Here is a 23,701-nt window from a genome sequence, read left to right as displayed (position 1 = left end):
GCCCGGCTTCACCATGGGCAACGCCTGGCAGTTCTTCATGGGCTACCGATTCGCCGTCTTCAACTACGCCACCCAGTCCCTGGGCGGCGCGGTCACCGTCAACCGATTCGACCTGACCACCCCCTGATGACGACCCTGTGCCCGTAGTCTGATCAATGAACCCGGTACTCCCGATTTCCCCGGGAGTGCCGGGTCTGATCGCGCCTCCCCGGCAACGAGAAACAGGAGCACCAATGCCCGACGTGACGGGTCCCGAGCATTCCGAGCAGGTCCTGAAGCGAATCAACACCAAGGTCCCGCACCCCGCTCGGATCTACGACTACCTGCTCGGCGGCAAGGACAACTACGCGGCCGACCGCGAGGCGGCCGAGCAACTCGTCAAGGTCTCGCCGGGCACGCGCGAGGGCGTCCGCGCCCACCGCGCCTTCCTCCGCCGGGCGGTGCGCCATCTCGCCGCCGAAGCGGGGATGACGCAGTTCCTCGATCTCGGCACCGGCATCCCCACCCAGGGCAACACCCACGAGATCGCGCAGCAGGCCAACCCCGAGGCCCGGGTGGCGTACGTGGACAACGACCCCATCGTCCTGGTGCACGGCCGCGCCCTGCTGGCCGGCACCGGGGTGACCACCGTGCTCGAGGCCGACATCCGGGAACCGGAGACGATCCTCACCCATCCCGAGGTGCTGTCCGTGATCGACTTCACCCGCCCGGTGGCCGTCATCCTGGCGGGTGTCATGCACTTCATCACCGACCAGGAGGATCCGTACGGCCTGGTCGAGCGGTTCAAGGCCGCCGTGCCCTCGGGCAGCCACCTGCTGCTGTCGCACATCACGTCCGACTTCGCTCCCCAGTCGCGCGAGGAGTTGACCAAGCCGTACGACAAGAGCACGGCGCCCATGGTGCCGCGCAGCCACGCCGAGGTGTCGAAGTTCTTCGAGGGCTGGGAGCCGGTAGCCCCGGGCATCGTCGAGGTGGTGCGGTGGCGCCCGGACGAGACCGAGCGTCAGGAGCACATCCCGGGCGGGGGCCACGCCTGGGCGTACGGCGGCATCGCGGTCAAGCCCTGACCGAGGAGCCCTGCGCTCATCCCTCCGCGACCGGCCGGTACGTGCACACCTGAGCGCCGGTGCCGCCGCTGGTCGCGGAGACCAGTTCGAGTCCGTGCCGCAGGCCGTCGCCGGGGAAGATCGACTTCCCGCCGCCGAGGATGACCGGCATGACGATCAGCCGGAGCTCGTCGACCAGGCCCTCGTGCAGGAGGGTGCGTACGAGGCTCGGGCTCCCCATGACGACCAGGTCGCCCTCGCCGGCCTCACGCAGCTTCCGGATGCGGGCGACGGCCCCGTCCCCGGGGATCCGCGTGGTGTTCCAGGTGAGCTCGTCGCCCAGCGTGTCCGACACCACGTACTTCGGCAACGCGTTCATCCGGTCGGCGAACGGGTCGCCGGCGCGCTCCGGCCACGCCGCCGCCATGTTCTGCCAGGTGCGGCGGCCGTAGAGCAGTCCTTCCGCCTTCTCCACCGTGTCGTCGAATGCGGCGCCGACGGTTTCGGCGTCGAAGAACGGGCCCACCCACCCGCCGTGGGCGAAGCCGCCGTCGGTGTCCTCTTCGGGACCGCCCGGCGCCTGCACGACGCCGTCCAGGCTCATGAACTCGATGACCACGATGCGCATGGCGCTCTCCTCCGCTGGTCTCCTCTATCGTCCAGCCATACGGTAGTCACCGACAAATTTATTTGTCAATGGCGAGAGCCCCGAGCACGTGAGACGACCGTCTCGGCGGGCCGGCCGAGCACCCGTTCGAGGTCGTCGGTCCGCTGCTCCAGCATCCCCGCGCGGATCTGGGCGTTGATCCAGCTCATCGGGCCCGGCCCGGCGTCGGGCACCTCGCGATAGGGCACGCCGAGCGCCTCGGCCACCTCGGGATAGCTCCACAGGGGCCCGGTGAAGTCGTACGCCCGGCCCAGATGTCCCTCACCGGTCGACACGTTGGCCGCCGCCTCGGCGAGATCCGACCGGAATTCAGGAAGCTGGTGAAGACGACCGCCCCGACGCCGGCCTCCTTGGCCGCGGTCACCGCGTTCAGGTGCTGCCCGATCCTGCGGGCCGTGTCGAGCTCCGGAGAGGAGATCAGGAGCAGACGGGCGGCTCCGTCGAACGCCTCGCGCAGACTCGCCGGGTCGTCGTAGTCACCGCGGCGCACCGGCACGCCCTCGGGCGCGCGGCCGGGGTCGCGAACCGCGGCCACCACGTCCGTACGGGTGCGTAGATGCTGGATGACGAGGCGGCCGAGCGCGCCGGAGGCGGCCGATATAACGATCATGAACCAAGTGAACTCCCGGCCATCGCGACCCTGCCACTGCTTTTCGGGCGGTAGCGGGCGCGGTAGTCGTCCCAGTCCCAGGTGGACAGGAAGGCCGCGGCGGCCGTCCGGCCGTTGCGGTAGAGGTGCAGCTTCCGCCGCTCGTCGAGGTCGAAGTCGACCACCCCGACGCCCTCGGTGTCGACCTGGATGGTCCTTGCACTCACCCAGGGCTGGTTCAGATACGTCTGGTCGTGGCCGACGATCGCGGTCCCGACCAGGGACGTCAGCAGTCGCAGGGCGGGCAGATGGGGAGTCCCGACGAACGGCAGCCTGAGCGTGTCCTCCCGGACCGCGGGGAGCAGCTTCACCCCGAACGTGGGCCAGCGCGGCTGCTCCCCGTCGGGCCGGTCGAGCGTGTCGATGGGGAAGTTGGACAGCACTCCGCCGTCCACGAGTGTCGACACCAGGCCGGTCTCCGGATTGGCGATCGTGACGGGCTCGAAGAAGAAGGGGATCGACATCGAGGCGCGGACCGCGTCGGCCACCAGCTGCCTGCCCGGCTCCGCCACGCCGTAGACGCTCCGGTAGTCCCACGGCAGGCGCACCAGCCGGCCCAGCGTGACGTCCGTGGCCGTCACCACCAGGCTGTAGCGCTGGTCCTCGCCCATCCAGGGCGCCGGGTCGTCGAGCGCCAGGTCGTCGAACGTCTCGACGCCGAGGCCGGCCAGCTCGTTCCCCAGCCACTCCCGCAGGTAGTCGCCCTCGAACACGCCCCGTTCGAACAGCAGGGACAGCAGTGAGAACCCCCTGCCGACCAGCGGGAGGCGCTCCGCGGCGGACCCGTCCCTGAACCTGCGGTAGTCGACGCCGAACAGGAGCTCGCGCATGCGCTCCGGCGGCATCCCGGCCGCGGCCAGCGCCCCCACCACCGCCCCCGCGGACGTTCCCGCGACACGGGTGCCGGCGGCCCGCCCGAACCGGTAACCGCCCGCGTGCAGTTCGGCCAGCGCGCCGACCAGGCCCACGCCCTTGACGCCGCCACCCTCCAGCACCAGGTCGGCCCGCATGTCTCCCCCGGCCATCGGCCCCGCCTTTCTTCCATCCGTCCCCGCTGTTCGTGCCCGCGGGCGGGGAAAATGGTGGTCATGAGCCGTCCCGTACTCGCCTCGGTTCCGGCCGGGCCGGTGGAGGTGCCCGGTGTCGTCGCCGAACTCGCCGGGGGCGACGCCCTCACACCGGTCTGGCGCAATGAGCTCGGTGGCCTGACATTCCGGCTGGAGGACGCGAACGGCCGCACGAGGTACGTCAAGTGGGTCGCCGCCGGCACCCCGGAGATCGACCTGCCGGGCGAGGCGGAGCGCCTGGAATGGGCCGGGCGGTGGGCAGCCGTCCCCCGGGCGCTGGCATGGGGCTCGGACGCGGAGGGCGCCTGGCTCGTCACGGCGGCGCTTCCCGGCCGCTCGGCGGTGGACCCGCGCTGGACCGCCGACCCCGCCACCGCCGCGGCGGCGATCGGCCGGGGGCTGCGCCTGCTGCACGAGACCCTGCCCGCACAGCAGTGCCCGTACGACTGGAGCGCCGAACGGCGGCTCCGCGACCGCGACGAGGCCCGGCGGCGCCTCGGCGAGCCGCCCGCCGCCGACCGCCTCGTCGTCTGCCACGGCGACGCCTGCGCGCCCAACACCCTGCTGCACGACGACGGGGCGTTCGCCGGGCACGTCGACCTCGGCTCGCTCGGCGTGGCCGACCCGTGGGCCGACCTCGCGGTCGCCGCGTGGAGCACGGAGTGGAACTACGGCCCGGGGTACGACGCCGTCGTGTACGACGCGTACGGCGTCGCCCCCGACCCGGAACGCATCGCCTACTACCGGCTGCTGTGGGACGCCACGTGAACCTCTAGTCCTCCTGGTCCTGGGGATACCAGCGCAGCTCGATGACGTTGCCGTCGGGGTCCTTGACGTAGACCGAGGTGGCGACCCCGCGCGCCCCGAACCGGCGGCCGGGTCCGTCGATGACGGTGAGGACGCCGGCGTCGATGACCTCCTGCCAGTCCAGCGGGTCGACGACCAGGCAGAAGTGGTCGACGTTCGGCTCTCCGCGGGTGCCGCGCAGCAGATCGATGATCGCGTCCGGCGACACCCGCACCGAGGGGAACGGCGCCTCGCCGGCCCGCCACTCGTCGACGCGCACCGGCTCCAGGCCGAGGACGTCGCAGTAGAACGCCAGCGAGCGCTCGACGTCCTCCACGGTGAGCACCAGATGGTCGAAGCCCTTCACGCGCATGTTCGCTTTGCTCATGGGCTCCACGATGCCAGGACCGGCCGACAATCAGCGGCCCTCCGCGCGTGACCTATTCGGTATGGGCCCTTCTGCAACACGTTGCGATTGCGATAGAAGATCACTCGTACCATTTCTCCTCTTCTCGAGGTACATGTGAGAAAGATCCTGCGAGTTGCCGCGGCCCCGATGTTCGCCGCGGCCTTCCTCCTCGCCGCCCTGTCCGCTCCCGCGAACGCCGACACGACCGCCGCTACGACCGAGAGCGACGCCGAGATCGCCCAGGAGTGGCAGACCGCCTGGGACACCTACAAGTTCTCCGACACCACGCCGCCCGCGCCCGGCTCGGGACGCAGCCGGGCCACCAACAGCATCTCCGTCGACATCGACGCGCCGATGCCGGGCACCTTCTACAAGTACTCGGACTTCAACAACCACCTGGGCAGGAACCCGTTCCTGAAGCGGGTCGTCACCCACAAGCAGTGGGGCGAGCCCCCGGCGCTCTATCGCAACCTCACGGCCATCGAGGAGATCCCGTACGAGGGCATGCTCGTGGTCAGCAAGACGCACGCGCAGCAGCGTCTGCACGCGGACGGGTTCTACTACGAGACCGACAGCTGGTCGGAGCCCAACGTGGTGACGCACCAGAAGATCACCTTCACGCCGCTGCCCGGCGGGAAGACCCGCGTCACGGAGAACCTCACCTTCGAGGCGGACAGCTCGCTGATCGACTTCGTCGCCGCGAACGGCACCGCCGCGCACCAGCAGCTGCAGGGTGCTCTCAAGCAGGCGATCGAGAGCGGCGAGCTCTGATCCCGATCCGGCAGTGAGAAGGGCGTCCTCCCGGTGGGAGGACGCCCTTTTCAGTGCCGCCGGGCTCTACCGCCCGATGCCGCCTCTGCTCTCTGCGGCCCGCAGGTTCTGGTTGATCGAGCAGTTCTTGATCCCGTTCTGGCAGTTGCCGCTGAGGGAGTCGGTGAAGACGCTGACGCTCGACACCTGCTGGGTGCCGGCGAAGTCGACGGCGCTGTTGCCCGCGGGGGCGTTCACGTTGCGCTTGCCGGTGGACAGCTGGAAGGGCGGGCTGCTGATCGTCGGCGCGTTGGCGGTGTTGATTCCGGTCGTGCGCTGGGTGCCGCCACCGTCGTCGCCGTCACCGAAACCACCGCCGAACCCGCCACCGAACCTGCCACCGAAACCGGCCAGACGGGCACCGAGGCGGGCGCCGTGACCACGGCCCTTCTTCCCCTTGCCCTTCTTACCTTTCTTGCCCTTGTTGCCCTGGCCGCCCTGGCTGTGCGCGCCCGGCGCGTGACCTTGCCCGTGCGGGCCGTGGCCGACCGCGGGGGCCGGCGCCGCCAGTGCCGGCGACGCCGCCGCGACGTTCGACATCGCGATGAGGATCGCGGCGACGGCCAGACGCCGGGCGGACGCCGTCACGACGGGGGAAGTGCCTGCTTTGTTGTCGCCCATCCGATCCACACCTGCTCTATCGTTCGCCCTGCCATTCGCCTCCTGCGCGTCCGCTTCGGGACACAAGCGGCGCATCCGGCTCATACCCCTCGCTCCGCCTCTCTTTTCCCCCCGGAAAGTCAGGACGTGGCGATGGCGGTGAGCACGTCGAGCCTGGCCGCGCGGCGGGCGGGCAGCAGCCCGGCCAGCAGGCCGGCGACGGCGGCCACCGCGACGACGAGCAGGAGCTGACCGACCGGCAGCGTGAGCGTGGCCTCGGTGGTGCGGCCCAGCGCGGTGACCGTGCCCGCGGCGAAGGCGACGCCCAGGCCGACCCCCGCGACGATCGCCAGGGCCGCGACGAGGACCGCCTCACCACGGATCATCCAGCGCATCTGGGCGCCGGTCATCCCGACCGCCCGCAGCAGCCCGAGCTCCCGGGTGCGCTCGATGATCGAAAGGGCGAGGGTGTTGGTGATGCCCATCAGCGCGATGAGGACCGTGAGCATCAGCAGCGCGGTCACCAGCCCGAGGACCTGGTCGATCATCGCGTTCCGCCCTGCGACGGCCGCGGCCTGGTCGCGCACCTGCGCGGCCGGGGCGTCGGCGAGGGCCCGTTCGATGGCCCTCTTGGCGTCCGCGCCGCTCACTCCGCCGGCCACCTTGACGAAGACGCTCGCGTCGACGTGCTCGCGGTAGTTCCGTTCGAAGGTGTCCAGCGAGATGACGTAGCCGGTCGACAGCGCCTGGGCGTCGCGGTCACGCAACAGGCCGACCACCGGGAGACGCTGCACGCCGGTGCGGGAGAACGTCATCGCCAGAGTGTCGCCGATCTTGAGGTTCCGCTCCTTGGCGACGTTCGCGGCCAGGACGATCCCGCCGTTCGCGACGGCGTCCAGGCGGCCGGCCACCATGTGGAGCGAGGTGACGCGGGGCAGCGTGACCGGGTCGACCGCGGTGAGCGCCTCGGTCGACTGGCCGTCCTTCCAGTGGCCGTAGCGCAGCCGGGAGGCCACGGCGACCTGCGGCAGCTCGCTGACGTGGTGGTAGGCGTGCGCGGGCAGGCCGCCCAGCATCTCGTTGCGGGCGCTCTCCACCACGTAGTCGGCGGTGATCGCCTCGGTGTACGACCGCGCGGTCGAGTCCTTGATCGAGGTCCCCAGCACGGTCATGAAGCTGATCAGCGCGAGGCCGAAGGCCAGCGCCAGTGCGGTCGCGGAGGTACGCCGGGGCGCCCGCGCGGCGGACTCGCGGGCCAGCCGTCCGGGGACGCCGGCCGCACCGAGCGGCCGTCCGAGCAGCCGGATCAGAGCCGGGGTGACCGCGGGCCCGAGCAGGGCAAGCCCCACGACGGTGCAGACCGCCGCCTCGCCGAGCACGACGACCGACCCCGGCCCGGCCAGGACGATCGACAGCCCGGCCGCGCCGAGCGCGGTGAGAACCGCTCCGACGACGGTACGGCCCCAGCCGGCCCGCCCGGGGACGTCGTCGGCCGACGAACGCCGCATCGCCTCGACCGGCGCCACCGAGGCGGCGCGGCGGGCCGGCCCGAGCGCCGACAGGACCGTGACGCCGACCCCGACCGCGAACGCGACGACCAGGGTCCGGGGCGTGACGACGAGCCCGCCGTCGGGCAGCGTCATCCCGAAGGCCCCGGCGAGGTCGCGCAGCCCCGCCGCGCAGGCGACGCCGAGGCCCGCGCCCGCCGCGGAGGCGGCCAGCCCCACCAGCAGGGCCTCGCCGAGCACCGAGCGCATGATCTGGGCGCCGGTGGCCCCGGCCGCGCGCAGGACGGCCAGCTCACGCGTGCGCTGGGTGACGACGATCGAGAAGGTGTTGGCGATGAGGAACGCGCCGACGAGCAGGGCCGCCGCGGCCAGGGCGAACAGCATCACCTGCAGGTAGGAGATCTGCGTCTTGGCCGCCGCCGCGCTGGACGCCGCGACGTCCCGTCTGGAGGAGACCTCGTACTCGGCGCCGATCGCGGCCGACACCGCGGACCGCAGCCGCTGGACGTCCGCTCCGTCCGCGGCGACGACGGCGACCTCCGAGGCGTTGTCGCCGAGTGCGAGCAGACGTTGCGCCGCGGGGCGCGTGACCAGGGCGACCGTGGTCTCGGGCAGCCCCTCGCCCGACCCGAACCCGGCCAGCCCCACCACGCGCAGCCGCTCCGTGCGCTCGGCCCGTACGGTCACCTCGGAGCCGAGGCCGATGCGGTGCCGCCGGGCGGTCGCCGCGTCGACCACGACCTCGCCCTCGGCGGCCGGGGCGCGCCCGGCGCGCAGAGTGAACGCGCCGACCGGGGCGGGCTCCCACGACAGCAACAACGACGGGCCCGCCGGGACGATGGTCTTCCCGCCGACGCCGATCAGTCCCTGCCCCCGGACGACGGGGGTGGCGGCGGCCACGCCCGGCACCGCGCGGACACGGTCCACGACCTCGGCGGGCAGCGGGTCGCGCTCGACCTCGACGCCCATGGCCGAGTCGAACGCGGCGGCGTCGCGGACGGTCAGGTCGACCCCCGCGGTGGCCGTACGGAACTGGTCGTCGAGCAGCCGCTGGGAGGTGTCGGTGAGCACCAGGCTGCCGGTGACGAAGGTGACACCGAGCAGGACGGCGAGCAGGGTCAGCGCCAGCCTGCCCCGGCGGGCGACGGTGTTGCGGACGATCAGGTGCCACATCGCGATCACTTCTCCCTCGCGCCGAGACCCGCCATGCGGGCCAGGATGTCCGGGACCTCGGGGTTGTACAGCTCGCCGGCCACCCGGCCGTCGGCGAGGAACGCCACCTGGTCGGCGTACGCCGCGGCGTTCGCGTCGTGGGTGACCATGACGATGGTCTGGCCCAGCTCGTGGGCGGCGTGGCGGAGGAAGCCGAGCACCGCCTCCCCCGCCCGGGAGTCGAGGTTGCCGGTCGGCTCGTCCGCGAAGACGATCCGCGGGCGGGCGGCCAGCGCCCGGGCCACGGCGACCCGCTGCTGCTGCCCGCCGGACAGTTCGGCGGGCCGGTGCCGCAGCCGGTCGGCCAGCCCGAGCATCGCGACGATCTCGTCGATCCACGCCTGGTCGGCGCGCCGCCCGGCGAGGGTCAGCGGCAGCACGATGTTCTCGGCGGCGGTCAGCGTCGGGACCAGGTTGAAGCTCTGGAAGACGAAGCCCACGTGCTCGCGGCGCAGCAGCGTGCGCCGCCGCTCGCTCAGCCGGCCGAGGTCGGTGTCCCCGATGAGCACCTGCCCTTCGTCCACGGTGTCGAGGCCGGCCAGGGCGTGCATCAGCGTGGACTTCCCGGACCCGGACGGTCCCATGACGGCGGTGAACCGCCCGGCGGGGATCGACAGGGTCGCGCCGTCGAGGGCCCGGACCGCGGTGTCACCGCGCCCGTAGATCTTCACGACGTCGCGGGCCAGCGCGGCGACGTCGGTACGCGGGAGTGTCCCTGTGGTGGTCGTCCCAGTGGTGGTCGTATCAGTCATGGTCATGGCGGGCTCCTGAAATGTCGCGAATCTGCCGGTGCTGCTCGGCCTGCTGCAGCAACTCGTGATGCCTCAGATGGATCAGCTCGGGGAGGACGGGGAGGATGAGGTGCATGACAGGAGCGTCGCGGTCCGGGCTGTCCGAGGGCTGGCCGCCGGCTTTGCCCGCTCCTGGCGGTCTCCTGCGGGCTCGGACAGCGGACGGACAGCGGGCCGCCAGACCGGGACGGCACGCTGGACGGCATGGCAGACCAGAGCCGTCAGGGGGCGGCGGAGGAGACGACCGTGTGTGTGCCGGCACTGCTGTGCCGCCGGTGCGTCCGCCTCCTGAGCAGGCACGTACGAGACGTAACCGGCGTCACCTCGTTCGAGGTCGACGCCGCCCGGGGCCTGCTGCGCGTACGCGGAGACGTGGACGCCGGGCACCTGCGGGCGGCGCTGGCGTCGGCGGGGTTCGCGGGCGACCGGTGCGAGCACCGGCGCGCCTGAGCTGGGTCTGTGAGCTGGGTCTGTGAGCTCAGTCCGTGAGCGCCGCGGCCGTCTCGCGGGCGCGGGCGGCCTCGTCGGGCAGGCCCGCGTCGGCGGCGCAGTCGGCCAGGAACGACCACAGGCGGGCCCTGGCCCACGGGAACTCGCCCTCCCTCAACAGGGCGACCGCGTCCCGGCACTCTTCGGCGGCGAGGTCGGCCTTCCCGCGCACACGCGCCATGCGGGCGCGGCCCCACGCGGCCCACGCCTGGCAGCGGGGGTTGCGCGCCCGCCGTGCGACCTCGTCCGCCTCGGCGAGCAGCGCCGTGACGTCGTCGCCCTCGTCCAGGTCCAGCCGGGTGTGGGCCATGTGCACGAGGGCGAAGGTCAGCCCGTGGAAAGAGTTGCGGCCGCGCACCTCGTCCACGGACTCCCGCAGGACGGCGAGGGCCTCCTCCCGCCGCCCGGACTCGCGCAGGGCGATGCCGAGATGCGCGAGGATCGCGCTGCCGATGATGCGGTCGCCGACGGCCCGGGCGAGGTCGAGGGCGCGCCGCCACTCGACGGCCGCGGTCGCGAAGTCGCCCAGGCGAAGGGCCAGCAGGGCCTCCAGATACTGGCTCATGCCCAGCCACCAGCCGCCGTCGGAGTCGCCCAGGTCGCGGCGGCTCCGCTCGATCATCGCCCGGTAGCGCCCGGCGTCTCCGCCGTACTGGCCGGCCCAGGCCACGACGAGCCGGGAGATCGCGGCGTTGCGCACGTCGCCGATCTCCTCGAGGATCGCGAGGCTCTCCTCGGCGGCGGCGACGGACTGCGGGGTCGGGTAGTAGACGTGCAGGAACCCGATCCCCTGCAGCGCGCGGGCCCGTGCGACGGTTGAGCCGCCGCCGGTCTCCAGCAGCATGGTCAGCGCCCGCGTGCCCTCGTAGCGGATCCCGTAGTTCCAGAACCACACGAGCGCGCAGGCCAGCCGGAAGCCGTTCTCGACGTCGCCGCCGTTCACCGCGTGGTCCACGGCGGCGCGGAAGTTGTCATGGTCGTCGTTCAGCCGGGCGAAGACGGCGGGGTCGCGGACGCCCAGCCCGTGCTCCTCGGCGAGGCGGACGAAGTGGGCCAGGTGGCGGTCGCGGCACTCCGCGACCTCCCCGGCCTCCTCCAGCCGGGTCCACGCGTAGTCGCGGACGGTGACGAGCAGCCGGAATCGCCCGGTGGCCGGTTCCGGCACCACGAGGGACCGGTCGACCAGCCGGAACAGCAGGTCGAGCACCTCCCCGCGGCTGACGCCGCCGAAGGCGCACACCTCCTCCGCGGCGGCCGGGGTCCAGCCGCCGCGGAACGCCGCGAGGCGGCGCAGCAGCCGCCGCTCGGCCTCCGGCAGCAGATCGTGGCTCCAGTCGAGGGTGGCGCGCAGCGTGCGGTGGCGGGCCTCACCGGTGCGGGGTCCCGCCGTCAGCAGCGAGAACCTGTCCGCGAGCCGGGCCTCGATGTCGGCCGGAGACAGCGCCTTGACCCGGGCGGCGGCGAGTTCGATGGCGAGCGGCATGCCGTCGAGCCTGCGGCAGATGGACGCCACCACGGGAGCGGTCTCGGCGTCGAGCGTGAACGAGGGCCGTACGGCGCGGGCCCGCTCGGCGAAGAGCCGGACGGCGGGATCGTCTCCGAGCGGGCCGACCGCGACCTGCACCTCGCCGGGTATCGCCAGCGCCTCCCTGCTGGTGGCCAGCACGCGCAGACGCGGGCAGGCCGCGGCCAGCCGCTCCACGAGAACGGCCACGTCGTCCACCACGTGCTCGCAGTTGTCGACCACGAGCAGCGTGCGGCCGTCCCGCAGGTGCTCCTCGACCGCGTCGGCCGCTCCGGCGCCCTGCGTCACCACGCCCAGCTCGGCGGCGAAGACGCCGGCGACGTCGGTCCCCGGCTGTAGGGCCGCCAGACGGACCAGCAGCACGCGGTCGACCGGGGTCTCGTCCGGCGTCTCGTTCACGCGGCGGGCGATCTCGAACGCGAGCGTCGTCTTGCCCATCCCGCCCGGGCCGGTGAGCGTCACCACCCGTGCCTCCGCGAGCCGCTCCAGCGCCGTCGTCACGTCGTCCTGGCGGCCGATAACCGACGTCAGCCGCCGCGGCAGCCGGTCGGCGTTCTCCGGTGCCCGTTCCCTGGCGGGTACGGCGGGCGGCCCGCCGGCGGACGGGACCTGCTGACGGAGGATCGCCTCGGCGAGCGCCTGCAGCTCCGGCGACGGGTCGATGCCGAGCTCGTCGGCGAGACCGCGGCGCAGCGCCTGGTAGGCGGCCAGCGCCTCCGCCTGCCGTCCGCCGCGGTACAGCGCGAGCATCAGCAGGCGGTGCAGCCGCTCCCGCAGCGGGTGTCGCGCCACCAGGCGTTCGATGTCGGCGACCGCCTCGTTGTGCCCTCCGGACTCCAGCAGGAGCTCGATCCGGTCCTCGACCGCGCCCAGCCGCAGCTCCTCCAGCCGGGCGCTTTCCGTCGTCGCCCACGTCGTCTGGCCGACGTCCGCCAGTGCGGGCCCCCGCCACAGCCGCAGCGCCTCGTCCAGGCAGCCGATGGCGGCGGTGACGTTGCCGGCGGCCGTCTCCTCGCGGGCGCGGACGAGCAGCCGCTCGAACACGTGCGCGTCGACGGCCTCGGCGGGCGCGGCGAGCCGGTATCCGGGGGCCTGCGTGACCAGGACGTCCGCGCCGAGCCCGGCGGCGGCGAGGGCGCGGCGCAGCTTGGACACCCGGATCTGCAGGGCGTTCGCCGCGTCGGCCGGCAGGTCGTCGCCCTCGTCGCCCCACAACGCGTCCGTCAGGGCGTCCATCGGCACCACGCGGCCGCAGGACAGCGCCAGCCGGGCCAGCAGCGCTCGCACGGACGGCGGCAGCGCCGCCGGAGAGCCGTCGGACCCCCGCACCTCGGTGGGCCCGAGAACCGCGAACGTCACGGCGGTGTTCGGCATGTCACTCCTCGTCATCCCCGGCTACGCCGGGACTGCCCAATATTAAGGGGCAATGAGTGATTTGCCGGGATCATTTGCGGTGGCTGTCAGCCGCTCGGCCAGGGCGTGCGCGTCGCGCCCCACCCACCCCAGCACGGACGAGCCGCGGGCCCGCTGCCAGGGCAGACCGAGGAAGTACAGCCCCGGCCAGGCCGTGACGCCCTCGCGGTGCACCGGCGCCCCCTGCTCGTCCAGCACCGGCACGTGCAGCCAGGGATAGTGCGCGCGGAAACCGGTCGCCCAGACGACGCCGTCCGGGCGCACGCGGCGGCCGTCCGCGAGGACGACGTCCCGCCCCTCGGCGTCCACGGCGCGGTCCACCCGCTCCACCCGCCGCAGCAGCCGCTTCACGTCGGTCCCGATGATCAGCTCCCGGCTTCTGACGCGGCGCCCGATCCGGCTGTCCCCGGGGATGTCCATGAAGCCCAGGTGGGAGAACCACCAGAACAGGTCACGGCCCAGCACGCGCTGGGGCAGCACGCGGCCCATCGACGAGACCGACAGCCGGACCCGCCGTCCGCTGCCGGCGAGCTCCTCGGCGATCTGCACACCGGTGTTGCCCGCGCCGACGACCAGGATCTCGCCCATGGGGAGCTGCTCCGGACGGCGGTACACAGTGCTGTGCAGCTGGGGGACGCCCGGGTCGAGGCCCGACGCGAAGGCGGGCGTCCGCGGCGTGTGGAACGCCCCCGCCGCGACCACGACCCGCGCCGCCGTGTAGGCCCCTGCCGAGGTCTCGACCAGGAACCGCTCCCCCTCGGGCCGTACGGCCGTGACGTGGCGGCCGAGGTGCACGGGGAGGGCGAACCGCTCCGCGTACGTCTCCAGGTAGTCGGCCACCTCGTCCTTGTCCGGGTGGCCGTCCGGGTCTCCCGGGAACGGCAGGCCCGGCAGCCCGTCGTACCGGCGGGGAGTGAACAGCGTGAGCGAGTCCCACCGGTGGCGCCATGCGTCTCCGACCCGTTCGTGCGCGTCGAGGATGGCGAACCGCACACCCGCGCGGCGAAGGAGGTATCCCAACGCCAGCCCGGCCTGCCCGCCACCGACGACCAGCGTGTCGTAGTCGGTGTGGCCGGTCACGCCGCCACCTCGTAGCCGGCCTCGGCGATGGCCGCGCAGACGGCGTCGCGGCCGGCGGAGCCGGTGACCACGACGGTCTTGGCGGTGAAGTCGACGGCCACCGAGCCGACGCCGGGCACCTCGCCGACGGACTCCGCGATCGCCTTGACGCAGTGGCCGCAGCTGATGGCCGGGACGGACAGCACGAGCTGGTTCATCGTTCGTTCCTTCGCGTCGCGGGCCGCTCCGTACGGCCCGGATGAGAAGACCATGCCGGGCGGCGCTGTCCGTCCCCTGTCGCCGGGTCGACAGGGCCGACAGGAGACGGGCAGCGGGGGGAAAGCGCCGGGCGGGACCGTCACCTCGAAGCATTCAACCAGGAGGTGAAGCGATGACGGTCATGACGACCGTGCGCACGCTGGACATCGGCGGCATGACCTGCGCGTCCTGCGTCCGCAGGGTGGAGAAGGCCCTCACCCGTGTCGACGGGGTGGAGACGGCCGAGGTGAACCTCGCCACCGAGGTCGCCACCGTCACCTACGATCCCGCCCGCGTCACCGTCGAGACGCTCGCCGAGTCGGTCGTACGAGCCGGGTACACCGCCGGGATTCCCCAGCCTGAGCCGCAGCCGGGGCCGGCGCAGGAGCCCGGCAGCGAACCGGACGGCGAACCGGACAGGGAGGTCGTCCGGCTGAAGCGCACCTGGCAGGTCACCCTCGCCGCCGGGCTGTCGATGATGGTGCTGATGTATCTGCCGCTGCCCATCGACGCGATGGACTGGCTGATGCCGCTGCTGCTGGTCGTCGCGACGGTCGCGCAGTTCTGGGCGGGCCGTCCCTTCTACCGCGCCGCCTGGGCGGCCGGCCGGCACGGTGCGGTCAACATGCACACGCTCGTCGCCCTGGGCACGACGGTGGCGTACGGCTACAGCGCGTTCGTCACCCTGTGGCCGGCCGCGGCGGAGCGGCTGGGGCTGCCGCTGCACGTCTACTTCGAGATCTCCGTCGTCGTCATCGCGCTCGTCCTCATGGGCCGGTGGATGGAGGCGAGGGCCAAGAAGCGGACGACCTCGGCCATCAGGGAGCTGCTCGGACTGCGGCCGAAGACGGCCCGCGTCCTGCGCGGGGACGCCGAGATCGAGGTCCCGGTCGAGGACGTCGCCGTCGGCGACCTCGTCCGGATCCGCCCGGGCGAGAAGATCCCCGTGGACGGCGTCGTCACCGCCGGCGTCTCCACCGTGGACGAGAGCATGATCACCGGCGAGAGCATGCCGGTGCGCAGGGGCGAGGGCGACCCGCTGATCGGCTCCACGATCAACCGGACCGGCTCGGTCGTGATGCGAGCCACCGCCGTCGGGCAGGACACGACGCTGGCGCAGATCGTACGACTGGTCGAGCGGGCGCAGGGGTCGAAGGCGCCCCTGCAGCGCCTGGCCGACACGGTGTCCGGGTGGTTCGTGCCCGCCGTCATCGGCATCGCCGTGCTCACCTTCGCCGTCTGGGCGATCTTCGGGCCGGACCAGGGACGGCTCACCTTCGGCATCGGCACCGCCATCGCCGTACTGATCATCGCCTGCCCGTGCGCGCTCGGCCTGGCCACCCCCACGGCGATCATGGTCGGCACCGGGAAGGCGGCCGAGCTGGGCATCCTGATCTCCGGTGGCGACGCGCTCGAACAGGCCCGCCGCCTCACCACGGTCGTCCTGGACAAGACCGGCACGATCACCCGGGGCCGCCCCGATGTGACCCACCTCGTCACCGTCGCGGGCGGGGACGCCGACGAGCTCCTCACGTACGCCGCCGCGGCCGAGACGGGCTCCGAGCACCCCCTCGGTGAGGCGATCGTGACACGCGCCCGGGACCGCGGGCTCCGCCTGCCCGGGGTGGAGAATTTCGACGCCGTACCCGGTCACGGCGTCGAGGCCCGGGTGGCCGGCCGCGCCGTGCTCATCGGCAACGCCGCGCTCATGCGCCGCCACGACGTGAGCATCGGCGAACTGGAGCAGGTGTCCGCCGAGGCGGCGGCCGAGGGAGCGACCCCCGTGTACGTCGCCCTCGACGGCCGCCTCGCCGGACTGATCGGGGTGGCCGACACGATCCGGCCCGAGTCGCGTGAGGCCGTCGACCGGCTGCGCGCGCTCGGCCTGGAGGTGTGGATGCTGACCGGCGACAACCGGGTCACCGCCGACGTCGTCGCCCGGCAGGTCGGCATCGACCACGTCATCGCCGACGTACGGCCCGAGGACAAGGCGGCCCGCGTGGCCGCCCTGCGCGAGACCGGCGCGGTCGTCGCCATGGTCGGCGACGGGATCAACGACGCTCCCGCACTGGCGACGGCCGACCTCGGTATCGCCATCGGCACCGGAACCGACGTCGCCATCGCGGCATCCGACATCACCCTCGTGGGCGGCGACCTGCGCGGCATCGTCTCGGCCATCGACCTGTCCCGGCGCACCGTGACCACCATCAAGCAGGGGTTGGCCTGGGCGTTCGCGTACAACGTGCTGCTGATCCCGGTCGCCGCCGGTGTGCTGTATCCCTTCAACGGCGTGCTCCTCGACCCCTCCCTCGCCGCCGCCGCGATGGCGATGAGCTCGGTCAGCGTCGTCACCAACGCGCTGCGCCTGCGCCGCTTCCGGCCCGGCTCCGCCGTTTCCCGGCTCGCCGACTGGGGCTACCTCGCCGGCATCGCCTGCCTCGCGCTGGCCGTGGGCGCCGGATTCACCGCGCTCAGCCGTACGGAGGCGGCGCAGCGCGGGATGAACGGCGTGCTCGCCTGGGCGCAGGACACCGGCATGCCCATGCGGCCCGCCATGAGCGTGATGATGACGGCCGAGACCGAACCCGTTCCCGCCGAGGACGCCGGCGTCCGGATGGACATCCAGGTCCCCCGGGACGTCACCCCCGGTGTCCCCGCCACCGTCCGCATCCAGCTGACCGATCCCGCGACCCGTCGTCCCGTCGACGACGTCGTACGCAGCCACGAGGCGTGGATGCACTTCATCACCACCCGCTCGGACCTGGGCACCTTCGCCCACGCCCACCCCGAGCCCACGGGCCGGCCCGGCGAGTTCTCCGTCCGGCTGACCTTCCCCACCGCCGGCCGCTACCTCGTCAACGCCGAGTTCCGGCGGCGCGGGGAGATGACCGACGTGCTCGACCACCAGGAGATCACGATCGGCCGCCCGGAGGCTTACGTCACCTCCGAAACGACGGCTCCGTCTCCCCGCGAGCAGGTCGTCGGCGGCCTCCGGGTCACCCTCGGCGGCGAGGCCGAAGCAGGCGGCAGGAGCGACCTCACCTTCCGCTTCGCGGACGCCTCGACCGGCAGGCCCGTCTCCGGCCTGCGCCCCTACCTGGCCACCGCCGGGCACGTGGTGATCATGCCGCTCGACGGCGAGGGATTCGCCCACGAGCACGCGGAGGTCGAGGACGACCAGGGCCGCCCCGTCTTCGCCCTCCCGGGTCAGACCTTCGGGCCCGAACTCGGCCTGCACGCCCGATTCCCCCGCCCCGGCCTGTACCGCCTGTGGGGACAGTTCCGCGACGCACAGGGCCGGGTCCTCACCACGACGTTCACCGTCGAGGCCCGCTAGGAACATGCACGGCACGTGCCGGCACGTGCCGGCACGGCCCGCCGGCTCTGCACATCCGTACGGCACCCTCCTCGGAGGAGCGCTCGGATGTGCAGAGCCTCAGCGTGTGCCGGGATCAGCGTGTGCCGGGATCAGCGTCACGCTCACCGCCCACGGGCCGCTATACCCGCAGCCGTCTCGTTCGGGCTGGGTGGTAGGTGAAGGCCCAGCGGTCTTTGCCGGTCTTGTGGCGGGTGTAGCGGTCGGGGTGCTGGTAGCGGTCGCGGTTGTGGAACTGGCAGGCCGGGCCCAGCAGTTTGAGGTCGGTCAGGCCGCCGGTGCTCCAGTTGTCGGCGTGGTCGATCTGGCACCGGGTGGCCGGGAGCGGGCAGCCGTCGATCCAGCAGGTGGCGTAGCGGGCGTAGATCGCCCGCCGCTGGGCGGGGGTGGCCAATCTGACCTTGCGGCCCATGTCCAGGACCTGCCCGTCGGCGTCCATCACCAGGCGCACCAGGGTGGAGGTGCGGGCCAGCCGGTGCACGCCGGAGACGGGCAGCACCTGCCCCGTCGCCAGCAACAACCCCGGCGCCATCCCCAACACCGCCCCCAGCAGCACCCCCGCCAGCCCTCCGGCCGACGCTCCCGGTCGCGACCCCGGCTCTGCTCCCGATGACGCCTCCGGTTCTGGTCCCAGCACGCCCTGCGGAGTCCCCGGCTCTGGTCCCGGTGGCGACCCCGGCTCTGGTCCCCTCGCGCCGGGCGCCTCCCGCGTCTCCGCTCTCGGCCCTCCGGGTCCTCCCGATCTGTCCGGTCCCGTCCTCGGCGCTGCGGACGAGCACCGCGCCCTACTGCCGCACCCGCACGCGCCCTCGCCATGCCGCTGGTGCTCGTGGCCGTCGCCCTCACGCGTGGCCTGCGCATCGCGGCAGTCCCCCGCAGGCAGGTCGGCGCTGTTGATGGCGCTCTCGGCGGTGCTCTCAACGGCGGCCTCTGCGGCTACATCGGCACCGGCGCCTACTCCGGAAACGGCTTCCTCGGCCGCCTCGGCGTCCTGAGTGTTCTCGGGCTCTTCGGTGTCCTCAGGGCCTTCCGGGCCTTCGAAGGTCTCGGGGTGGTCGGGGTGGTCGGGGTCGGGGGTGGGGTCGGCAGGGAGGGATTCGGCGTTGACCAGGACCAGGAGCTCGGCGGCGATCTTCTCCTCCAGCAACGCCATGAACGCATCCGCCTGACGCACCCTCAATGCCCGGTCATCACCCTCCGCCTTCGGCCTGGCATACGCATCCAGCAACGCCTGCAACCGGGCGGCATGCTCACGCGGCAGATAAAACTCCCCCTCCAGCCCGCCGCCCTTACCGGGGCGGACCCGAAGGAACCGCCGACCGTAGTCGGCCCGCTCATCGCGGTCCTCACCGTCGGGGTCGAGCACGGCCCGCAGGTAGCGGCCCGCCTTGGCCACCTCCGCCGCGCCCGCCTTGCCCGCCAGCTCCAGCAGAATCGGCTCAGCCAAGGCGGCCTGCTCATCGGACAGGCCAGAGATCGCCGCGCAGATGGCCTCCACCACCCCCGCCGCCAACCCTCCGGCGGCGAACTTCTCCCGCACCTTCGGCAGGCGGGCCAGCTCGATCCCCAGGGTCAGTAGGCGGCCCGCCCCGGCGATGGTCATCCCTCCGGCGGTGCGCAGCCAACTGCGGGTGGAGGCATGCCCATGCCGCCTGGCCTGCCCCGCCCGATGCACCCGCCCCACCCGATCCGCCAACGCCGAGATGATCCGATCCCGCGCGAACACCAACTCCTCAGCCTCGGCCAGACAGACATCCACATCGTCCGGAACCGGCGCCAACGCCAACGCCCGCGCCGACTCACGAACAGAACCGATCAGCACCCACGACGACCGACCCCGGCGATCACCCGCGCCAGCGGCATCCGCCCCGGCACAACCCGCCCCCGCATCATCGGCGGCCTCACTGCCCATGCTCCCGGTGTCAGCGGCCCCGTCGTTTTCCACACTGCCGTCCCGGGCGAGCGAACCCTCCGTCGACCACAAAGGAGAATCGGCAGTCAGGCGGTCCCACCAGCCGCCGTCGGTATTGTTCGAACGACGAGGGCGATCGGGATCACAGTCGAACAGATCCATCACACCCCCTCAGTGAATTCGAAAACCTGTATGAATTTTCTCCCAGCCGACTCACCTTGAGCAACCTCACCAGGCGATTTGTTGGAACCACAGGCTCGCGTTGTTGGAGCTACAGGCTCGCGCGCCGTCGGAGTCTCATGGAGCAGACGGCAGGAGATCGAGCAGGGCGTGGAACACGTAAGAGAGCCCGACCGCGACAAGGACGGGGATCACCACGCTGAGACAGACAGCCAGAAAGCAGCCGCGACCTCCGCTCATGGGGTTGGGAACCGGTTCCTGCGGCTCCAGTCCGTGCCACAGGGATCGGGGTTCGAGGAGGAGGAACAGCATCGCGCCCACCTCACCGACCGTGAACAGCCAGAACCAGGCCCATGTGTTCCCCAGCCTGGGCCGTCCCGTACCGAGCATGACGAGGAGCGCGGCGATCCAGGCCCCGCCGACCGGCCAGGCCGCACCGGGGACCGGCACATGGAACGGCCAGCCTGAGAAGAACGCCCAGCGAGACTGAGCCGGCACGGCCTCCGGGCGGGGGGCGGTGGGGTCGAGATCGCGGAGGAGGTCACGGCGGGTGTAGGCCTCGGACTGGTCCACGTGGTACCAGAACAGGGGGCCCGTCGACCAGCGCAGGTCCACCGGTTTCCCTCTGTAGATCACGTACGTGACCTGCCCGGCCCGCAGCGCCGCGTGGAAGTCCGCGAGGGCGCGCTCGCGCGGCGTCAGGCTGAGCACGCTCACCAGAGCGCCCCACAGCAGCACGACGAGCAACACGACACGCACCCACAGCCCCGCGATCCGGTACGGCAGCCGCATGATCCGAGCTTCACACAACGACGCTCTCGGGAGAACCGCTACAGCCGGTCCTGGCGGGGCAACACCACCTCGCGGGCCAGGAGGAGCAGGGCCGCCGCCAGCGGGATGCCGAGCAGGGCTCCGACGATGCCGAGCAGCGCCCCGCCGAGAAGCGCCCCGACGATGGTCGCCACGGGCGGTACGTCGACCGACGACTTGAACACCTTCGGGGAGATCCAGTAGTTCTCGACCTGCTGGTAGACGACGAAGAAGACCACGCAGGCGATGCCGACCTGCACCGAGGAGAGGAAGCCCACGCCCGAGGCCACGACCGCGCCGATGACCGCGCCCACCAGCGGGATCAGGTCCGTGACCGCGACGAAGATGGCCAGCGCGAGCGCGTACGGCACCTTCATCATGGACAGGAACAGGAAGGTCACCACTCCGGCGATCAGCGAGATGATCAGGTTGCCCGCGACGTAGCCGCCGATCTGGTTGATGATCTCGTCCCCGAGCAGGCGGACCCGCGTACGGCGTGAGCGGGGCACGAACCGGTAGGCCGTCTCCTTGATGGAGTTGAGCGACCCGAGGAAGTAAAGCGTGAGCACGAGCAGGGTGAAGGCGCTGAACAGCGCGCTGATCACAATGCTGGCCACGCCGAGGAGACCGCCGAACATCTGGGTGGCGAGCCCGCCGCCCGCGACGTACTGCTGGATCTTGTCGAGGACCTGGTAGCGCTCGTCCACCGAGCGGATTACCGGATGGTTCTGGAGCTGCTGCACGTAGTCGGGCAACTGCCGGACGAACCCGGTGGTCTGCTCCGTGAGCGGCGGCACGACCGCGAGCCCGAAGACCACGAAGAACGCGATGACCGACCCGAACACGATCGTGATCGAGAGGCGGCGGGACAGGTTGCGCCGCTGGAGCGCCTCGACCGCGGGGTTGAGGCCGATGGCCAGGAAGAGGGAGACCACGATCAGCACCATCGCCGAGCCCGCGCTGGCGATCGCCTGGACCAGGAGCCAGGCGGTGAGCACGCCCAGGGCGCCGGTCAGGCCGAACATGAACGGGTTGCCGCGCAGCGGGCGTCCCGGCAGGCCGAACGGCCGGTCGGGAGGCATGCCGTGGTCATGGTCCTGCGGGTTCGCGCCGTCCCGGGACCGGTCGGGGGCCGCCGGAGAGCCGGCCGGCTCCGGCGTCGTCTCGCCCTGGCCGGGGAGCGAGGGGAACACGCTGGAGATGCCGCTTCCTGGGGAGAGACCGCTGTCGGACACGCCCCCACTGCTGCCCAACCAAGGTCACTTGACACGGATTTATCCGGACAAGTCGCCCTACCCGGCTGGCGAAGTCGGCCCGTACGGCGATCGCGCGGCCCGCAGCAGCGCGGCTCCGGTGAGGTAGACCGGGAGCATCGGCGCGGGCAGCCCGTCCGAGCCGGTGAGCGCCGCGCCGAGGAGGCCCCCGACGACCAGGCCGGCGCCCACGACAGTGACGGCCGCGGCGCCCACGCCGACAGGCCGGCCGGGCGCCGGGCAGGGACCCGCGCGCCTTTCGAACCGGCCGAACACGGCGACGAGGACCACGAGGGCCGCCGTCAGGAACGCGAGCCAGGGCACGCGCAGGAGCAGCCAGGCGGCCGATCCTGGCGGCGGCTGCGGCAACAGGCCGGTGATGTAGAGGGCGGGCACCGCGATCACGACCGCGGTCATGTGCCAGAGGAACACCGTCATGATCACGGAGTTGGTCGCGACGACGGCCGTCCACGGGCGCGTACGGCGCAGCATGCGCCCGCCGCGCTCGTGCAGCAGCAGGGCGACGCCCGTCTGCGCGACCGCCAGGGCGAGCAGCGCGAGCGTGGGCGGCGAGGTGTTCTGCAGGCGGTCGCCGGGATCGGCCACCATGCTCACCGGGTACGGCCCCGGAACGGTGAGCAGCACGAGCGCCGCCAGGCCGCCCGCGGCCATGGGCGCCGCGACCCGGGGACGGGCGGGCAGCGCCCCCTCCCGCCAGGCGATGCCGAGCTGGTAGACCGCCGCCCAGGCCAGCAGGTAGCCGGCGGCGCCGAGCACGGCCGGGCCGCCGAGCAGCCGGGCCGCGTCTCCGAGCGCCACCGGCACCGCGAACACGACGGGCACCGCGAGCCCCGCCCTGCGGTGCAGCGCGAGCAGGACCGGCGTGAGCAGGACGACCGTGACGTACGCGGCGAGGAACCACAGCGGCAGGCAGGCGAGCCAGACTCCCCGGCCGGCCGTGACGGGGTCCGTCCCCAGGAGGACCGCGAGCAGGGCCGCGCCGCTCAGCGTGAGCACGAACGCCGTCGTCGGGCGGATCAGCCGGTCGGTGCGGCCGAGGAACCACCCGATCGCGCCGCCGCCGCGGCGCCGGTAGGAGTCGAGCGAGGCGGCGTTGGCGAAGCCGCCCACCAGGAAGAACACCGGCATGACCTGGAACAGCCAGGTGAGCGGCCGGGCCCAGGGGGCGAACGCGAGGACCGTGCCGCCGCCGACGCGATCGCCGTACGTCACCACGACGGCCAGCCAGTGCCCGAGCACCACCAGGGCGATCGCGACGGCGCGCAGCAGGTCGACGTGACGGTCACGGCCGGGCGGCGTGCGCTCCGCCGTACGCCGCAGGGTCGTGAACATCTAGTCGCTCTGGTGCTGCGGTTCGCTGATCTCCTTCACCACCGGCGTGAGCAGGTCGGCGGTGAGCTGGTGGATCTGGAGGAGCAGGTCGTCGATCGTCAGCATGCCGACCACACCCGCCTCGTCGGCCACGGGCAGCCTGCGGAACGCGTGGTGGCGGAACACGTCGAAGGCCACCTCGACCTCGTCCTCCGGCCGCACCACCACGGGATCCTCCGACATCACCTGGCCCACCGGCGTGTCCCCGTCCCCGCCCTGGGCGAGCACGCGCACGGCGAGGTCCCGGTCGGTCACGACCCCCGCGACGCCCCGCCCTTCGGAGACGACGACACAACCGACCCCCGAGTAGTCCATGTGCCGCGCGACGTCCCGCACCGGCGTGATCGGCGGCACGACGACCACCGGCGTGGACATCAGATCTTTGACTCTCATGGCGGGCCCTCCCCTCGTACGGAAGTCCGCCCTGCTTTGTGACCTAATGCCCTATTTATCCCCCTAAGTCCGAATAAACGTGGAGATGGAGGTGAT

General features: G+C 72.4%; 21 protein-coding genes and 1 pseudogene. 5 read left to right on the top strand and 17 right to left on the bottom strand.

The annotated features are described in order from the left end of the window. The first annotated feature begins 233 nt into the window (after window positions 1-233). Window positions 234-1,067: an SAM-dependent methyltransferase gene (locus tag HHX30_RS09540; RefSeq protein WP_169981478.1), complete on the top strand. Its 834-nt coding sequence runs from the start codon at window positions 234-236 to the stop codon at window positions 1,065-1,067. A 16-nt stretch (window positions 1,068-1,083) separates the two neighbouring features. On the opposite strand, the gene HHX30_RS09535 is transcribed toward HHX30_RS09540, so the two are convergent. The 4 genes and pseudogenes from HHX30_RS09535 to HHX30_RS09525 all read right to left on the bottom strand — a co-directional run bounded on the left by HHX30_RS09535 (window position 1,084) and on the right by HHX30_RS09525 (window position 3,387). Beyond that, window positions 1,084-1,674: a dihydrofolate reductase family protein gene (locus HHX30_RS09535; protein WP_169981477.1), complete on the bottom strand. Its 591-nt coding sequence runs from the start codon at window positions 1,672-1,674 to the stop codon at window positions 1,084-1,086. A gap of 65 nt (window positions 1,675-1,739) precedes the next feature. Further along, window positions 1,740-1,988 (bottom strand): hypothetical protein, encoded by a 249-nt coding sequence (locus HHX30_RS41465; RefSeq protein ID WP_249349821.1) that lies wholly within the window; start codon window positions 1,986-1,988, stop codon window positions 1,740-1,742. A gap of 62 nt (window positions 1,989-2,050) precedes the next feature. Then, window positions 2,051-2,323, bottom strand: a pseudogene (locus HHX30_RS43685) (NAD(P)H-binding protein); the annotation flags it as partial. Beyond that, window positions 2,320-3,387 (bottom strand): patatin-like phospholipase family protein, encoded by a 1,068-nt coding sequence (locus HHX30_RS09525; protein WP_169981476.1) that lies wholly within the window; start codon window positions 3,385-3,387, stop codon window positions 2,320-2,322. The gene HHX30_RS09525 and the pseudogene HHX30_RS43685, both read right to left, overlap by 4 nt. Before the next feature lie 63 nt (window positions 3,388-3,450). On the opposite strand from HHX30_RS09525, the gene HHX30_RS09520 reads away from it, so the two are divergent. Beyond that, window positions 3,451-4,197, top strand: a complete 747-nt coding sequence (locus HHX30_RS09520; protein ID WP_169981475.1) for an aminoglycoside 3'-phosphotransferase — start codon at window positions 3,451-3,453, stop codon at window positions 4,195-4,197. Window positions 4,198-4,201: 4 nt separating this feature from the next. Here the strand turns inward: HHX30_RS09520 and HHX30_RS09515 are convergent, their stop codons facing one another. Further along, entirely contained in the window at window positions 4,202-4,603 is a 402-nt protein-coding gene (locus tag HHX30_RS09515) for a VOC family protein (RefSeq protein ID WP_249349820.1), read from the bottom strand. A 135-nt stretch (window positions 4,604-4,738) separates the two neighbouring features. Here HHX30_RS09515 and HHX30_RS09510 point away from each other — a divergent pair, with 135 nt between their 5' ends. Beyond that, on the top strand, window positions 4,739-5,395 hold the full coding sequence (locus tag HHX30_RS09510) for a hypothetical protein (protein WP_169981474.1): 657 nt from the start codon (window positions 4,739-4,741) through the stop codon (window positions 5,393-5,395). A gap of 66 nt (window positions 5,396-5,461) precedes the next feature. On the opposite strand, the gene HHX30_RS09505 is transcribed toward HHX30_RS09510, so the two are convergent. The 4 genes from HHX30_RS09505 to HHX30_RS42580 form a co-directional block, all read right to left on the bottom strand. Beyond that, window positions 5,462-6,055 carry a hypothetical protein gene (locus tag HHX30_RS09505; RefSeq protein WP_169981473.1) on the bottom strand — a complete coding sequence of 198 codons (594 nt, stop codon included), beginning with the start codon at window positions 6,053-6,055 and terminating at the stop codon, window positions 5,462-5,464. 119 nt (window positions 6,056-6,174) lie between these two features. Continuing rightward, window positions 6,175-8,715 carry an FtsX-like permease family protein gene (locus HHX30_RS09500; protein ID WP_249349879.1) on the bottom strand — a complete coding sequence of 847 codons (2,541 nt, stop codon included), beginning with the start codon at window positions 8,713-8,715 and terminating at the stop codon, window positions 6,175-6,177. A gap of 5 nt (window positions 8,716-8,720) precedes the next feature. Next, window positions 8,721-9,506, bottom strand: a complete 786-nt coding sequence (locus HHX30_RS09495; RefSeq protein WP_169981533.1) for an ABC transporter ATP-binding protein — start codon at window positions 9,504-9,506, stop codon at window positions 8,721-8,723. Next, entirely contained in the window at window positions 9,499-9,621 is a 123-nt protein-coding gene (locus HHX30_RS42580; protein ID WP_259401674.1) for a hypothetical protein, read from the bottom strand. Before HHX30_RS42580 ends, HHX30_RS09495 begins: the two co-directional genes overlap by 8 nt. A 128-nt stretch (window positions 9,622-9,749) precedes the next feature. Between HHX30_RS42580 and HHX30_RS09490 the strand changes: the two genes are divergently transcribed. Beyond that, on the top strand, window positions 9,750-9,995 hold the full coding sequence (locus tag HHX30_RS09490) for a heavy-metal-associated domain-containing protein (RefSeq protein ID WP_169981470.1): 246 nt from the start codon (window positions 9,750-9,752) through the stop codon (window positions 9,993-9,995). Between the two features lie 28 nt (window positions 9,996-10,023). Here HHX30_RS09490 and HHX30_RS09485 read toward each other — a convergent pair whose 3' ends face one another. From HHX30_RS09485 to HHX30_RS09475, 3 genes are read right to left on the bottom strand one after another with little or no spacing between them, the layout of a single operon-like run. Next, complete coding sequence (locus HHX30_RS09485; RefSeq protein ID WP_169981469.1) at window positions 10,024-12,933, bottom strand: BTAD domain-containing putative transcriptional regulator; 2,910 nt, start codon at window positions 12,931-12,933, stop codon at window positions 10,024-10,026. Window positions 12,934-12,975: 42 nt separating this feature from the next. Further along, window positions 12,976-14,052, bottom strand: a complete 1,077-nt coding sequence (locus HHX30_RS09480; RefSeq protein ID WP_169981468.1) for an NAD(P)/FAD-dependent oxidoreductase — start codon at window positions 14,050-14,052, stop codon at window positions 12,976-12,978. Beyond that, complete coding sequence (locus HHX30_RS09475) at window positions 14,049-14,249, bottom strand: heavy-metal-associated domain-containing protein (RefSeq protein ID WP_169981467.1); 201 nt, start codon at window positions 14,247-14,249, stop codon at window positions 14,049-14,051. Before HHX30_RS09475 ends, HHX30_RS09480 begins: the two co-directional genes overlap by 4 nt. A gap of 173 nt (window positions 14,250-14,422) precedes the next feature. On the opposite strand from HHX30_RS09475, the gene HHX30_RS09470 reads away from it, so the two are divergent. After that, on the top strand, window positions 14,423-17,626 hold the full coding sequence (locus HHX30_RS09470; RefSeq protein ID WP_169981466.1) for a cation-translocating P-type ATPase: 3,204 nt from the start codon (window positions 14,423-14,425) through the stop codon (window positions 17,624-17,626). Window positions 17,627-17,786: 160 nt separating this feature from the next. Here HHX30_RS09470 and HHX30_RS09465 read toward each other — a convergent pair whose 3' ends face one another. From HHX30_RS09465 to HHX30_RS09445, 5 genes are all read right to left on the bottom strand, one after another. Continuing rightward, window positions 17,787-19,577 (bottom strand): HNH endonuclease signature motif containing protein, encoded by a 1,791-nt coding sequence (locus HHX30_RS09465; RefSeq protein WP_283246725.1) that lies wholly within the window; start codon window positions 19,575-19,577, stop codon window positions 17,787-17,789. 297 nt (window positions 19,578-19,874) lie between these two features. Continuing rightward, window positions 19,875-20,549, bottom strand: coding sequence for a hypothetical protein (locus HHX30_RS09460; protein WP_169981464.1), 675 nt, complete (start codon window positions 20,547-20,549; stop codon window positions 19,875-19,877). A gap of 38 nt (window positions 20,550-20,587) precedes the next feature. Next, window positions 20,588-21,802 (bottom strand): AI-2E family transporter, encoded by a 1,215-nt coding sequence (locus tag HHX30_RS09455; RefSeq protein ID WP_310742098.1) that lies wholly within the window; start codon window positions 21,800-21,802, stop codon window positions 20,588-20,590. Between the two features lie 57 nt (window positions 21,803-21,859). Next, window positions 21,860-23,173 (bottom strand): acyltransferase, encoded by a 1,314-nt coding sequence (locus tag HHX30_RS09450; RefSeq protein ID WP_169981463.1) that lies wholly within the window; start codon window positions 23,171-23,173, stop codon window positions 21,860-21,862. Beyond that, window positions 23,174-23,605, bottom strand: coding sequence for a CBS domain-containing protein (locus HHX30_RS09445; protein ID WP_169981462.1), 432 nt, complete (start codon window positions 23,603-23,605; stop codon window positions 23,174-23,176). Window positions 23,606-23,701: the final 96 nt, after the last annotated feature.

This window comes from Microbispora sp. H10836, from assembly GCF_012999525.1.
Classification (GTDB): Bacteria; Actinomycetota; Actinomycetes; order Streptosporangiales; family Streptosporangiaceae; genus Microbispora.
The sequence above is the reverse complement of the archived record's forward strand: the minus strand, read 5'-3'. Positions and strand labels throughout refer to the sequence as shown.